Genomic DNA, 14,339 nt, shown 5'->3' on the forward strand with positions numbered 1-14,339 from the left:
GACGGCGAGTGCGGCCGCCACGACCGCGACCGGCGGCGCGCCCGCCATCGCCGCCGCGACTCCGGCGGCCACCGCCCGGCCGCCGTGGATGCCCTCGCCCTCGTGGCTGACCGAGCCGTCGATCGCCGCCAGCCGGGCCGCCTCGGCGGGGCGTCCGGCGGCGAACACCCCGAACGGTGCCGCCCGCATGGCCAGGCCGTCGCTCCAGGCGTGCCGGTGCTGGGCGGAGACGGGCGCGGCCAGGCCCCGGCGCAGGTTCTCCAGGGTGCCGCGCTCGCTGAAGCCGGCGCCGCGGAAGGGGCCCTCCGCGCGGTCGGCGATGTGCTCGTGCCAGGCCGCCTCCACATGGGCGGGGGTGAGCGCGGAGCCGTACCGGGCCAGCAGCAGGCCGGAGAAGAGGGCGTAATCGGTGTCGTCGGTGCCGGCCGGGTGTTCGGTGACGTAGCCGGTGATACGGCCCCAGCGGGCGCGGATCTCGGACGGCTTCAGGTTCTCCGCCGGCGCCCCGAGGGCGTCTCCGACGGCGAGGCCGAGCAGCGCGCCACGCGCCCGTTCGCGCCGCGAGGCCGTGGCCGTGACCGGAGCTGCGGCCGTGACCGGAGCCGGGGCCGTGGCGGGGGCCTGAGGGACGCGGGTGGTCGATCCCATGGCGGGCTCTCCTCTCGGGGGCGTCCCGCCGGGCGGGGAGCCCTCCGCGGATCTGTCCCCGGTACGGCGCCCCGTGCAGCCTCGCGAGCCTCAGCATCACCCGTACGACATCTGTGCACTAGGCCGCACGGATGAGCGGCACAGTGTAAAGCCGCAGGTTAGCCCAGCCTTCCCTTGCTGGCGGCGAGGAATTTTCCGACGTAGATTCGGTGTTGTCGAAAAGTAGAACTCGTCCAAAAGTCAGCCTTACCTAAGTTCTTGCCCAAGCCCGCGACACCTTCAGGGGGGACCTTCATGGCCATCATCGACACCCAGGCGACGCTCCACGAGGCGCACCGCGACAACCACACGCACCGCGACGTGAACGGCGGCTGGCTGCGCCCGGCGGTCTTCGGCGCGATGGACGGCCTGGTCTCCAACCTCGCCCTGATGACCGGTGTCGCGGGCAGCTCGGTGAGTCAGCAGACCATCGTCCTCACCGGCCTCGCGGGCCTGGCCGCCGGCGCCTTCTCCATGGCGGCCGGCGAGTACACCTCCGTCGCCTCCCAGCGCGAACTCGTCGAGGCCGAGCTGGACGTCGAGCGTCGCGAGCTGCGCAAGCACCCGGAGGCCGAGGAGAAGGAGCTCGCCGCGCTGTACGTGTCGCGGGGCGTCGAGTCCGGCCTCGCCCGCGAGGTGGCCCGGCAGCTGTCGAAGGACCCCGAGCAGGCCCTGGAGATACACGCCCGCGAGGAGCTGGGCATAGACCCGGGCGACCTGCCCTCCCCGATGGTCGCCGCGGTGTCGTCCTTCGGCTCGTTCGCGCTCGGCGCGCTGCTGCCCGTACTGCCCTACCTGCTGGGTGCCGGTGCCCTGTGGCCGGCCGTGCTGCTCGCCCTCCTCGGACTGTTCGCCTGTGGCGCGGTGGTGGCCAAGGTGACCGCGCGCACCTGGTGGTTCAGCGGCCTGCGGCAGCTTGCCCTGGGTGGCGCCGCCGCCGGTGTGACGTACGCCCTCGGCGCGCTGTTCGGAACCGCCATCGGGTGATGTGGCGGACGTCACGGGCCGTGTCGTGCAAGTGCACCGTTACTCGCTGGTTTCGGCGGCGCGGCCGGTGGGCATGAGCCGTACGCGCCGCGGGCAATGACGCCGTTGCCGCGTACCCGCGGGGCCGGGTGACACCACCCTCCCCGTCCCTCCGCGCCGACGGGCACCGATCCGACCGATCTCGTCCGCCGCCGGTCCCACAGCCTCCGCCGCCGGGCGCGGCACCCCACCGCCGACCAGCGGTGCCCACATGCTGGAACGGAGTATCCGCCTCCCGGCAATCCATCCATCATGTGATCTGCACGACATTTCCGGACTTCACGCAGAGGGCCAGCGTCGTCCCTCGGCACCACCCCCCAGTGCTCAACGCCTGGGAGGTGCCCCCCAGCCACATGACGACGACGGGAGAGCCGATGCGTATGCCGCGCCAGCCGTCCCAGCACTCCACGAGCGACCGCCCGAACCGGTCCTTCATGGATGCTCGCCCTGCCCCACAGGGCATGTACGACCCCCGCGACGAGCACGACGCCTGCGGCGTCGGCTTCGTGGCCACCCTCACCGGCGAGGCGAGCCATGCGCTGGTCGAGCAGGCACTCACCGTTCTGCGCAACCTGGAACACCGCGGCGCGACCGGCTCCGAGCCCGACTCCGGCGACGGCGCGGGCCTGCTCTCCCAGGTCCCCGACGCCTTCCTGCGCGAGGTGGCCGGATTCGACCTGCCCCCGGCCGGCGCCTACGCCGTCGGCATCGCCTTCCTGCCCGAGGACGGCACCGCGGACGCCGTCGCGCGGATCGGGACGATCGCCGCCGACGAGGGCCTGACCGTCCTCGGCTGGCGCGAGGTCCCGGTCGCCCCCGAACTGCTCGGCGCCACCGCCCGCTCCACCATGCCCGTCCTCCGCCAGCTGTTCGTCGGCGACGGCGTGAGCGAGGGCATCGCCCTGGACCGCAAGGCGTTCGTGCTGCGCAAGCGAGCCGAACGCGAGGCGGGCGTCTACTTCCCGTCGCTGTCCGCACGCACCCTCGTCCACAAGGGCATGCTCACCACCGGCCAGCTGGAGCCGTTCTTCCCCGACCTGTCCGACCGCCGCTTCGCCTCCGCGATCGCGCTCGTCCACTCCCGCTTCTCCACGAACACCTTCCCGAGCTGGCCGCTCGCGCACCCCTACCGCTTCGTCGCCCACAACGGCGAGATCAACACCGTCAAGGGCAACCGCAACTGGATGCGCGCCCGCGAGTCCCAGCTGGTCACCCACGCGTTCGGCGACCAGGAGAGGCTGGAGCGGATCTTCCCGGTGTGCACCCCGGACGCCTCCGACTCCGCCTCCTTCGACGAGGTCCTGGAGCTGCTGCACCTCGGCGGCCGCTCGCTGCCGCACTCCGTGCTGATGATGATCCCGGAGGCGTGGGAGAACCACGAGTCCATGAACTCCGAGGACACGGACCGGCGCGCCTTCTACCAGTACCACTCCACGATGATGGAGCCCTGGGACGGCCCCGCCTGCGTCTGTTTCACCGACGGCACCCAGGTCGGCGCCGTACTGGACCGCAACGGCCTGCGCCCCGGCCGCTACTGGGTCACCGACGACGGCCTGGTCGTCCTCGGCTCCGAGGTCGGCGTCCTCGACATCGACCCGGCAAGGGTCGTCCGCAAGGGCCGGCTGCAGCCCGGCCGCATGTTCCTCGTCGACACCGCCGAGCACCGCATCATCGAGGACGACGAGATCAAGGCCACCCTCGCCGCCGAGCAGCCCTACGCCGACTGGCTGCGGGCCGGCGAGATCGAACTGGGCGACCTGCCCGAGCGCGAGCACATCGTCCACACCCACGCCTCGGTCACCCGCCGCCAGCAGACCTTCGGCTACACCGAGGAGGAGCTGCGCGTCATCCTCGCGCCGATGGCCAGGTCCGGCGCCGAGCCGATCGGCTCCATGGGCACCGACTCGCCGATCGCCGCCCTCTCCGAACGCCCGCGGCTGCTCTTCGACTACTTCACCCAGCTGTTCGCCCAGGTCACCAACCCGCCGCTGGACGCGATCCGCGAGGAGCTGGTCACCTCCCTGCGCTCCTCGCTGGGCCCGCAGGGCAACCTCCTGGAGCCGACCGCGGCCTCCTGCCGCAGCGTCGTCCTGCCCTTCCCGGTCATCGACAACGACGAGCTGGCCAAGCTCATCCACATCAACGCCGACGGCGACATGCCCGGCTTCAAGGCCGCGACCCTCTCCGGCCTGTACCGGGTCCTTGGCGGCGGGGACGCGCTCGCCGCCCGCATCGAGGAGATCTGCGCCGAGGCCGACGCCGCCATCGGCAACGGCGCCCGCCTGATCGTCCTGTCCGACCGGCACTCCGACGCCGAGCACGCGCCGATCCCGTCGCTGCTGCTCACCGCGGCCGTCCACCACCACCTCATCCGCACCAAGCAGCGCACCCACGTGGGCCTGCTGGTCGAGGCCGGCGACGTCCGCGAGGTCCACCACGTCGCCCTGCTCATCGGCTACGGCGCCGCCGCCGTCAACCCGTACCTGGCGATGGAGTCCGTCGAGGACCTGGTCCGCGCCGGCACCTTCCTGCCGGGCACCGAGCCCGAGCAGGCCATCCGCAACCTCATCCACGCCCTCGGCAAGGGCGTGCTGAAGGTCATGTCCAAGATGGGTATCTCCACCGTCGCCTCCTACCGCGGCGCCCAGGTCTTCGAGGCCGTCGGCCTGGACGAGACCTTCGTCGACCAGTACTTCGACGGCACCGCCACCAAGATCGGCGGCGTCGGCATCGACGTCATCGCCCAGGAGGTCGCCGCCCGCCACGCCAAGGCGTACCCGGCCGGCGGCATCGCGCCCGCGCACCGCGCCCTGGAGATCGGCGGCGAGTACCAGTGGCGCCGCGAGGGCGAGCCGCACCTGTTCGACCCGGAGACGGTCTTCCGCCTCCAGCACTCCACACGCACCGGCCGCTACGACATCTTCAAGAAGTACACCTCGCGGGTGAACGAGCAGTCCGAGCGCCTGATGACGCTGCGCGGCCTGTTCGCCCTGAAGACATACGAGAACGGCAGGTCCGACCGCGCGCCGGTCCCCATCGACGAGGTCGAGCCCGTCTCCTCGATCGTCAAGCGCTTCTCCACCGGCGCCATGTCCTACGGCTCCATCTCCCAGGAGGCGCACGAGACCCTCGCCATCGCCATGAACCAGTTGGGCGGCAAGTCCAACACCGGTGAGGGCGGCGAGGACCCGGAGCGCCTGTACGACCCGGCGCGCCGCTCGGCGATCAAACAGGTGGCCTCCGGCCGCTTCGGCGTGACCAGCGAGTACCTGGTCAACGCCGACGACATCCAGATCAAGATGGCCCAGGGCGCCAAGCCCGGCGAGGGCGGCCAGCTGCCCGGCCCCAAGGTGTACCCGTGGGTGGCCAGGACCCGGCACTCCACCCCCGGAGTCGGCCTGATCTCCCCGCCGCCGCACCACGACATCTACTCCATCGAGGACCTGGCCCAGCTGATCCACGACCTGAAGAACGCCAACCCGGCCGCCCGCATCCACGTGAAGCTGGTCTCCGAGGTCGGCGTCGGCACGGTCGCGGCCGGCGTGTCCAAGGCCCATGCGGACGTCGTACTGATCTCCGGCCACGACGGCGGCACGGGCGCCTCCCCCCTCACGTCCCTGAAGCACGCGGGCGGCCCCTGGGAGCTGGGCCTGGCCGAGACCCAGCAGACCCTGCTGCTCAACGGCCTGCGCGACCGCATCGTCGTCCAGACCGACGGCCAGCTGAAGACCGGCCGCGACGTGGTGATCGCCGCGCTGCTCGGCGCCGAGGAGTTCGGTTTCGCGACCGCGCCGCTGGTCGTCTCCGGCTGCGTGATGATGCGTGTGTGCCACCTGGACACCTGCCCCGTCGGCATCGCCACCCAGAACCCGGTGCTGCGCGAACGGTTCACCGGCCGGGCCGAGCACGTGGTGAACTTCTTCCGGTTCATCGCCGAGGAGGTCCGCGAACTCCTGGCCGAGCTGGGCTTCCGCTCCGTCGAGGAGGCCGTCGGCCACGCCGAGGTCCTCGACGTGACCCGCGCGGTCGACCACTGGAAGGCGCAGGGCCTGGACCTCCAGCCGCTGCTCCACGTGCCCGAACTGCCCGAGGGCGCCGCCCGCCACCAGATGACCGCCCAGGACCACGGCCTGGAGAAGGCACTCGACAACGAGCTGATCAGGCTCGCCGCCGACGCCCTGGCCGCGCCCGGCGCCGACGGTGCCCAGCCGGTACGCGCCCAGGTCGCCATCCGCAACATCAACCGCACGGTCGGCACCATGCTCGGCCACGAGGTGACCAAGAGGTTCGGCGGCGCGGGCCTGCCCGACGACACCATCGACATCACCTTCACCGGCTCCGCCGGCCAGTCCTTCGGCGCCTTCGTCCCGCGCGGCATCACACTCCGCCTGGAGGGCGACGCCAACGACTACGTCGGCAAGGGCCTCTCGGGCGGCCGGATCGTCGTACGCCCGGACCGCACCGCCGACCACCTCGCCGAGTACAGCGTCATCGCGGGCAACACCCTCGCCTACGGGGCGACCGGCGGGGAGATGTTCCTGCGCGGCAGGACAGGTGAACGTTTCTGTGTCCGCAACTCCGGGGCACTGGTCGTCTCCGAGGGCGTCGGCGACCACGGCTGCGAGTACATGACCGGCGGCCGTGCGGTGATCCTCGGCGGGACGGGCCGCAACTTCGCGGCCGGCATGTCCGGCGGCATCGCCTACGTCGTCGACCTGGACCGCGACCACGTCAACGCCGGCAACCTGGACTCGATCGAGGCACCGGACGACACCGACAAGCAGTGGCTGCACGAGGTGGTGCGCCGCCACCAGGAGGAGACGGGCTCCACCGTCGCCGGGAAACTGCTCGCCGAGTGGGACACCGCCGTGAACCGCTTCAGCAAGATCATCCCCAGTACGTACAAGGCAGTGCTCGCCGCCAAGGACGCCGCCGAGCGAGCCGGTCTGTCCGAGACCGAGATCACCGAGAAGATGATGGAGGCGGCGATCCATGGCTGACCCGAAGGGCTTCCTGCACCACGGCCGCGAGGTCGCCGTCTCCCGCCCGGTCGAGGAGCGCAAGAAGGACTGGAACGAGGTCCACGTCCCCGGCTCCCTGCTGCCGATCATCAGCAAGCAGGCCGGCCGGTGCATGGACTGCGGCATTCCGTTCTGCCACAACGGCTGTCCGCTCGGGAACCTGATCCCGGAGTGGAACGACTACGCCTACCGCGAGGACTGGGCGGCGGCCCTGGAGCGCCTGCACGCCACGAACAACTTCCCGGAGTTCACCGGCCGCCTGTGCCCGGCCCCGTGCGAGTCGGCCTGTGTGCTCGGCATCAACCAGTCGCCGGTCACCATCAAGAACGTCGAGGTCTCGATCATCGACAAGGCGTGGGAGGCCGGTGCCGTCGCCCCGCGGATCCCCGAGCGGCTGTCCGGCAGGACCGTCGCCGTCATCGGCTCGGGCCCGGCGGGCCTGGCCGCCGCCCAGCAGCTGACCCGGGCCGGCCACACCGTCGCCGTCTACGAGCGCGCCGACCGCGTCGGGGGCCTCCTGCGGTACGGCATCCCCGAGTTCAAGATGGAGAAGCGGCACGTCAACCGCCGTGTCGAGCAGATGCGCGCGGAGGGCACCCGCTTCCGCACCGGCGTCGAGATCGGCCGCGACATCACGGCGACGGACCTGAGGAAGCGGTACGACGCGGTCGTCATCGCCGCCGGTGCCACCACCGCCCGTGACCTGCCCGTCCCCGGGCGGGAGCTGAAGGGCGTCCACCAGGCGATGGAGTACCTGCCGCTCGCCAACAAGGTCCAGGAGGGCGACTACGTGACCTCGCCGGTCTCGGCCGAGGGCAAGCACGTCGTCGTCATCGGCGGCGGCGACACCGGCGCGGACTGCGTGGGCACCGCCCACCGCCAGGGCGCGGCCTCCGTCACCCAGCTGGAGATCATGCCCCGCCCGAACGACGAGCGGCACCCGGTCGACCAGCCCTGGCCGACCTTCCCGGTCCTCTACAAGGTCACCTCCGCCCACGAGGAGGGCGGCGAGCGGATCTACTCCGCCTCCACCACCCGCTTCGAGGGCGACGAGGACGGCAACGTCCAGTGGCTGCACCTGACCGAGGTGGAGTCCGTGGACGGCAGGCCGGCCCAGAAGCCGGGCACCGAGCGCAGGATCCCCGCCCAACTGGTCACCCTCGCCCTGGGCTTCACCGGCACCGACCGGGACAACGGCCTGGTCGAGCAGTTCGGCCTGGAGCTCGACGAGCGCGGTAACATCGCCCGCGACGCCGACTTCCGGACCAACGTGCCCGGTGTGTTCGTCGCCGGTGACGCCGGCCGCGGCCAGTCGCTCATCGTGTGGGCGATCGCCGAGGGCCGCTCGGCCGCCCGCGGAGTCGACCGCCACCTCACGGGCGCCGGCGACCTGCCGGCCCCGATCCGCCCGACGGACCGCCCCCTGATGGTCTGAGGTCACCCGAAGACGTCCCGTACAACGGCGTACGGGCGGGAAATCCGGGGGAATTCCCCCGGACCCCCCGAGGCGGCGCCTGCCCGAGTCCCCGACCGGACCACGGGGCAGGCGCCGTCACATGCCGGGACGCCCGGGACGCCGGGAATGTCCGGGATGCCGGAGGTGCCGGGGGTGACAGGGGTGCCGGGGACGCCTACTCCACCCGGTACGTCTTCCCGTACATCGTCCACACCAGCGGCGTCCTCAGATCCATGTTCCCGGCGTTCAGGAACTGCCGCTGGGCCGAGTCGATGCGGTCGGTGCCGACGTCGGGCCTCTTGTTCCGCATGGTCTCGCGGTGGACCTTCAGGAAGATGTCGAGGTACGCCTTCTCGCTCCCGCCCATGGCCGGGGTGGCGGCCTGCTTCAGGACACGCTCGCGCAGGCCGTAGAAGCTGTCCCGGTCGACGCCGGGGCCGTGGAAGACCATCGCGTCGTAGTAGACGAACTGGCCCAGCGTGCTCAGACCGTCCAGTTTGGCGAGGCGGACGGCGGGGCGGAAGTAGGAGCGGTCCCGCTCCGCCTCCTGGGCCTTGCGGAAGGCCGGCAGCTCCGACTCCGCCTTCCAGGCCGCGGTGAAGCCGGGGTCCAGACCCTCGTGGGAGTCCGTGCCGTTGACCTCGCGCAGCGCGGGCAGATACGGGGCGAGGCCGTTGTCCGGGTGGTCCTCGGTGTAGCGCTCGACCAGGGTGAGCAGGTCCTGGGTGCCGGTGCAGAAGCCGATGATGCCGGCGGTGTAGCCCTGGCCGTCGTCGAAGTCCTCGATGGAGCCGTAGGTGCCGCGCCAGTCGAGCGTGGAGTGCACGGCACTCGCCACGAGCCGCTGGGCCAGCTCCTTCTTCGCGGGGGCGGAGAGACCCGGCGGGGCACCGGCGACCACGTCGTCGTCCTCGGTCTCCTCCCCCGACTGCTCGGCGCGCGCCTTGGCGTCCTTGCGGGACTCGTGGGAGACCGACGTGTGCTTCTTCGTCTCCGTGGACGGCTCCGAGTCCCGGGGGTTGACGGCGAGCAGGACCGCCAGTGCGACGGCCGGGGCGGCCACGAGCAGCAGTATTCCGGGACGTTTCATGGCAGATACCCCTACGGCTCCGATCAGCACTGACCAGGCCGCCCCTCAGACAGCTCGGCAGCGAACAAAATAGCGAACTGCTGGGGCGAAAGCGAAAGACGGGGGCGAAGCGAAGGACGGGAGCTGTGATCCCTCACACCCTAGTGCCGCGACAGGCAACGTTCGCCCCGTCGCGACGCCCGGCACGCTCCCCCAAGCTCTTCGAGCAGGGGGGACCCCCACTCGCCGCACCAGCCGAAAGCCCAAGTACGTCCAGTACGAGGACTTCCGGCCGGCACTCCCCCAAGCTCTTCGAGCAGGGACCCCCAGAGCACGCACCGGACGCCGCTCCTTAACGGGCAAACATTGCCTGCCACGGCACTAGGTGTCGCACTCCAGCACCGTCCGGCACAGCGCGCACCGCGCCCGCACCCGGCCCCGTACCGGCACACGGATGCGCTGATGGCAGGTGGGACAGGAGAACGACACCCGCAGCGGCTCACGATCGGCCGAGGTGAACACATACGGCGCCCCCGGCCGAGTGAACGGCACGGGGCCGTGGTCCTGGGCGTGGCGCCGGTCGCGGGCATAGCGGCGGCGGCCCGCCCAGCCGGCGGCCGTCAGCGGCGGCTGCTGCTCGTCACTGCGGGCCCGGGCCATGCCCTTGGCGTACGCCTCGTAACCCTGCGGACTGGTGAACCACGTCGAGGGGTCCTCGCCGAAGACAAGCGCCCGCTTGGCCAGGACGTAGCCGAACTCCTCCGGCGTGAGGTAGCCGAGCTTCTGCGAGGACTCGCCGTGCTCCCGGAAGGCGTCCAGCAGCAGCCAGCCCGCGCCCAGATAGGTCGCCGCCGTGTCGGTGAGGATCTCGTTCTCCCGGGTGCTCGGGAAGTACAGGTCCAGCCGGTGCAGATAGACGTGCATGATCTCGTGCGCCAGGGCCGCGCCGATGTCCCGGCGGTGAGTGCGGAAGCGGTCGTTCAGCTCGACGAAGTACTCGGGCCCCGACGTCAGTTCGACATTCGCCGCGTGCGTCATCTCCCGGAAGCTGACGACCAGCCGCGCGTCCGGCAGCCGGTAGTGCCGCACCAGCTCCCGCGCCACGCGCTGGGCACCCAGATGCAGGTCGTCGGTGTCACAGAAGGCCACATCGGCCGGCGCCACACTGGTCGCGAACGTCCGGATGGTGCCGTACGACAACCGCCTGTACAACGCGGTGATCGCGGCCCGCACCGTCTCCAGATGCGGATACCCGTGCTCGACCGGCCCGCCGTTCGCCACCTCACACCCCCAAGGGCGCTCCGGAACTCCCTCTCACCTTATGCGCCCCCACCGGCCTTCCGCGCCCGCCGGGCGGGCACGATCGGACAGCCGCCCACCCCGTAGGGTTGTCGCCCATGAGCACCAGCAGCACCGGTACCGGTGACGTCGACCCCGCTGTGCGTGCGGAGCTCGCGCGGTTGCGGGACAGCATCGACAACATCGACGCGGCCGTCGTCCACATGCTCGCCGAGCGGTTCAAGGCGACCCAGCAGGTCGGGCACCTGAAGGCCGCCCACCAGCTGCCACCCGCCGACCCGACCCGTGAGGCACGGCAGATCGCACGGCTGCGGGCCCTGGCCGAGGACGCCAAACTGGATCCGGCGTTCGCCGAGAAGTTCCTGAACTTCATCATCGCCGAGGTGATCCGCCACCACGAACGCATCGCCGAGGACAACGGCAACGGGGAACCCGCCGACGCCACCTGACCCCCACGTCCCGCACACGCCGTACCGGGCGCACCGGCGTGCGCGAACGCCGTACGGCTGTCGGCGAAACGCCCTCGTGCCCCGCCGGTGCCATCGGGCAGCATGGCGTCCATGTCCGTACTCACGCGCGACGAAGCGCAGACCCGTGCCCAGCTCCTCGACGTCCACCACTACACCGTCGACCTCGACCTGACCGGCGGGGACGACACCTTCGACTCCGTGACCGTCATCCGGTTCACCGTCCGCGCCGGCCAGGACACCACGGACACGTTCGTCGAACTCAAGCCCGCCGACCTGCGCTCCGCCACCCTCGACGGACAGCCCCTCGACCCGCAGAACCTCACCGAGAACCGCCTGCCGCTGAAGAACCTCACCCCCGGCGAGCACGAACTGCGCGTCGACGCCGCCATGCGCTACTCCCGCACCGGCGAGGGCATGCACCGCTTCACCGACCCCACCGACGGCGAGACCTACCTCTACACACAGCTGTTCATGGACGACGTCCAGCGCGTCTTCGCCGCCTTCGACCAGCCCGACCTCAAGGCCGTCTTCGAACTCACCGTCACCGCCCCCCAGGGCTGGACCGTCCTCGCCAACGGCATCACCGAGCACACCGGCGACGGCGTCTGGAAGGCCGCCCCCACCCCGCCGATCTCCACCTACCTCGTCGCCATCGCCGCCGGCCCCTGGCACTCGGTGCGCACCGAACACCGCGGCCTGCCCTTCGGCCTCCACTGCCGCCGCTCCCTCGCCCCCCACCTCGACGCCGACGCCGAGGAGATCCTCGACATCACGCGCGCGTGCTTCGACCGCTACCACGAGAAGTTCGACGAGCCGTACCCCTTCGACTCCTACGACCAGGCATTCGTCCCCGAGTTCAACGCCGGAGCCATGGAGAACCCCGGCTTGGTCACCTTCCGCGACGAGTTCGTCTACCGCTCCGCCGTCACCGACACCGAGCGGCAGATCCGGGCCATGGTCATCGCCCACGAGATGGCCCACATGTGGTTCGGCGACCTCGTCACCCTCACGTGGTGGGACGACATCTGGCTGAACGAGTCCTTCGCCGAGTACATGGGTTACCAGACCACCGCCGAGGTGACACGCTTCACCGGCACCTGGACCGAGTTCGGCGTCTCCCGCAAATCCTGGGGCTACGACGCCGACCAGCGCCCCTCCACCCACCCCGTCGCCCCCGAAGCCGTCCACGACACCGCCTCCGCCCTGCTCAACTTCGACGGCATCTCCTACGCCAAGGGCGCCTCCGCCCTGCGCCAACTGGTCGCCTGGCTCGGCGAGAAGGACTTCCTGGCCGGCATCAACACCCACTTCGAACGCCACCGGTTCGCCAACGCCACCCTCGCCGACTTCATCGACTCCCTCGCCTCCGCCACCGACCGCGACGTCCACGCCTGGGCCGACGCCTGGCTGCGCACCACCGGCGTCGACACACTCACCGCGACCGTCGACGCCCGCCCCGGCGAGTGGACCCTCGCCCTCGACCACGACGGCAGCCGCCCGCACCGCGTCACCATCGGCGTCTACGACCGCGACCTCGGCGACGGCCGCACCCTGACCCTGCGGGAGCGCTACGAGACCGACACCCCCGGCGACGGCACCGCACCACCCCGCCCCGGCACCCGCCCCGCCCTCGTCGTGCCCAACGACCTCGACCTCACCTACGCCAAGATCCGCCTGGACACCACCTCCCTGAAGACCGCCCTGCGCGACCTGTCCGGCATCCCCGACGCCCTCACCCGCGCGGTGGTGTGGAACACGCTGCGCGACATGGTCCGCGACGGCGAACTCGCCCCCACCGACTACCTGGCGACCGCCACCGCCCACCTGCCCGAGGAAACCGACCTCGCCCTCGTCCAGGGCGTCCTGTCCTTCGCCACCACCCAGATCGCCGACCGGTACGTCCACCCCGAACAGCGGCCCACCGCCCTGGCCGGCCTCGGCTCCCTGTGCCGCGACCTCATCCGCCGCACCGAGGACGGCGACAGCCCCGGCCTGCGCCTGACCGCCGTACGCCACTTCATCGACGTCGCCACCCAGCCCGACACCATCGCCGCCTGGCTCGCCGACGGCACCGTACCCGGCGGCCCCGAACTCGACCCCGAACTGCGCTGGCGCGTCCTGACCCGGCTCGCCGTCCTCGGCGCCGCCGACCAGACCGCCATCGCCGCCGAACTGGAACGCGACCCCTCCGCCACCGGCCAGGAAGGCGCCGCCCGCTGCCGCGCCGCACTGCCCGACCCGGAGGCCAAGCGGGCGGCCTGGGAGTCGATGTTCGCCACCGACGAGCACACCGACCTGTCCAACTACCTGTTCACCGCCACCGCCCAAGGCTTCTGGCAGCCCGAACAGGCCGACCTGCTATGCGACTACGTGCCGCGCTACTACCAGGACGCCGTCGCCGTCGCCGCCCGCCGCGGCCCCGCCATCGCCGAAGCCGCCGGCCGCTGGGCCTTCCCCGCCCACGCCGTCGACACCGGCCACCTCCGCCTGGGCGAGACCTGCCTGCGCGACACCACCCCGACCCCGGCACTGCGCCGCAAACTCGTCGACCAGCTCGACGACCTGGCCCGCGCGCTGCGCGTCCGGGAGGCGGAGGCGTAGTACACGTCCGGTCGCCGCCGGTGATCCCGCACGGCCGGTCGTCCCCTCCCGGGCTTCCCGGGAGCAGGGACGACCGGCCCGAGCCCCGGAGGCAGACCCATGACCGCGGCGACCGGCGCGACCGGCGACACGGGCCATCGCCCCCGCCGCCCCCGCCGGCACGCGGATCCGGGCGGACATCGTGCGAGCACCGCTCCGGCAGGCCGCCCGGCGCCGACACGGACCAGCCCCCGCGCGCCCTGAACAAAACCGGCGACGCCACCCGTTGCCGGGACCGACGCCGCCCGCTCCCGGGACCGGCACCGACCGTTCCCGGACTGGCACCGCCCGCTTCTGGGGAACGGCGGCGCCACCCGTTCCCGGGACCGGCCCCGGGCCCCCACCCGTCCACCGGGCACCCCGCTCAGCCGAGCGCCCGCGTCACCCGCCCCGGGCCACCCACGTCCGGCAGGGCTCCCGTACCCACTTTCGGGTTCTGATCGCCGTGCTTTCGGGCGCGTCGGGCTGCACTGCGTACAAGCTGGTAGCCCCTGCCCCCGCGCCACGGAGGACAGCCATGAGCCCCCCACCCCCGGGCGACCCCACCCGCCTCGCCTCCGGCCCCGACGGCCCCCGCACCCTGCGGCCCCTGCTCCACACCGTGCTCGACGCCCTCGACAGCGGCCGGCGCGCCCGCGGCGGCCCGCTGCCCGCAGGCGGCCCCGAGGCGG

8 protein-coding genes are annotated in these 14,339 nt (G+C 71.8%); 5 read left to right on the top strand and 3 right to left on the bottom strand.

The genetic code is table 11. From position 1 onward, the window contains the following. The coding region (locus DEP02_RS18800; protein WP_198668483.1) for an ADP-ribosylglycohydrolase family protein at positions 1–648 on the bottom strand (648 nt) is incomplete at its 3' end. 294 nt (positions 649–942) lie between these two features. Between DEP02_RS18800 and DEP02_RS18805 the strand changes: the two genes are divergently transcribed. From DEP02_RS18805 to DEP02_RS18820, 3 genes are all read left to right on the top strand, one after another. Beyond that, on the top strand, positions 943–1,674 hold the full coding sequence (locus tag DEP02_RS18805; RefSeq protein ID WP_112468861.1) for a VIT1/CCC1 transporter family protein: 732 nt from the start codon (positions 943–945) through the stop codon (positions 1,672–1,674). Positions 1,675–2,174: 500 nt separating this feature from the next. Then, positions 2,175–6,713 carry a glutamate synthase large subunit gene (gltB, locus tag DEP02_RS18815; RefSeq protein ID WP_112468863.1) on the top strand — a complete coding sequence of 1,513 codons (4,539 nt, stop codon included), beginning with the start codon at positions 2,175–2,177 and terminating at the stop codon, positions 6,711–6,713. Then, positions 6,706–8,169, top strand: coding sequence for a glutamate synthase subunit beta (locus tag DEP02_RS18820; protein WP_112468864.1), 1,464 nt, complete (start codon positions 6,706–6,708; stop codon positions 8,167–8,169). The genes gltB and DEP02_RS18820 overlap by 8 nt, the downstream gene beginning before the upstream one ends. 196 nt (positions 8,170–8,365) lie before the next feature. On the opposite strand, the gene DEP02_RS18825 is transcribed toward DEP02_RS18820, so the two are convergent. After that, positions 8,366–9,280, bottom strand: coding sequence for a chitosanase (locus DEP02_RS18825; RefSeq protein ID WP_112468865.1), 915 nt, complete (start codon positions 9,278–9,280; stop codon positions 8,366–8,368). A 360-nt stretch (positions 9,281–9,640) separates the two neighbouring features. Continuing rightward, on the bottom strand, positions 9,641–10,540 hold the full coding sequence (locus DEP02_RS18830) for a hypothetical protein (RefSeq protein ID WP_112468866.1): 900 nt from the start codon (positions 10,538–10,540) through the stop codon (positions 9,641–9,643). A gap of 116 nt (positions 10,541–10,656) precedes the next feature. Here DEP02_RS18830 and DEP02_RS18835 point away from each other — a divergent pair, with 116 nt between their 5' ends. Both DEP02_RS18835 and pepN read left to right on the top strand, forming a co-directional pair. Further along, positions 10,657–11,007 (top strand): chorismate mutase, encoded by a 351-nt coding sequence (locus tag DEP02_RS18835; RefSeq protein ID WP_112468867.1) that lies wholly within the window; start codon positions 10,657–10,659, stop codon positions 11,005–11,007. Positions 11,008–11,109: 102 nt separating this feature from the next. Then, the gene (pepN, locus tag DEP02_RS18840) at positions 11,110–13,629 is read left to right on the top strand and encodes an aminopeptidase N (protein WP_112468868.1); all 2,520 of its coding nucleotides are present in this window, start codon (positions 11,110–11,112) and stop codon (positions 13,627–13,629) included. Positions 13,630–14,339: the final 710 nt, after the last annotated feature.

This window comes from Streptomyces triticisoli (genome assembly GCF_003270085.1).
Lineage (GTDB): Bacteria > Actinomycetota > Actinomycetes > Streptomycetales > Streptomycetaceae > Streptomyces > Streptomyces triticisoli.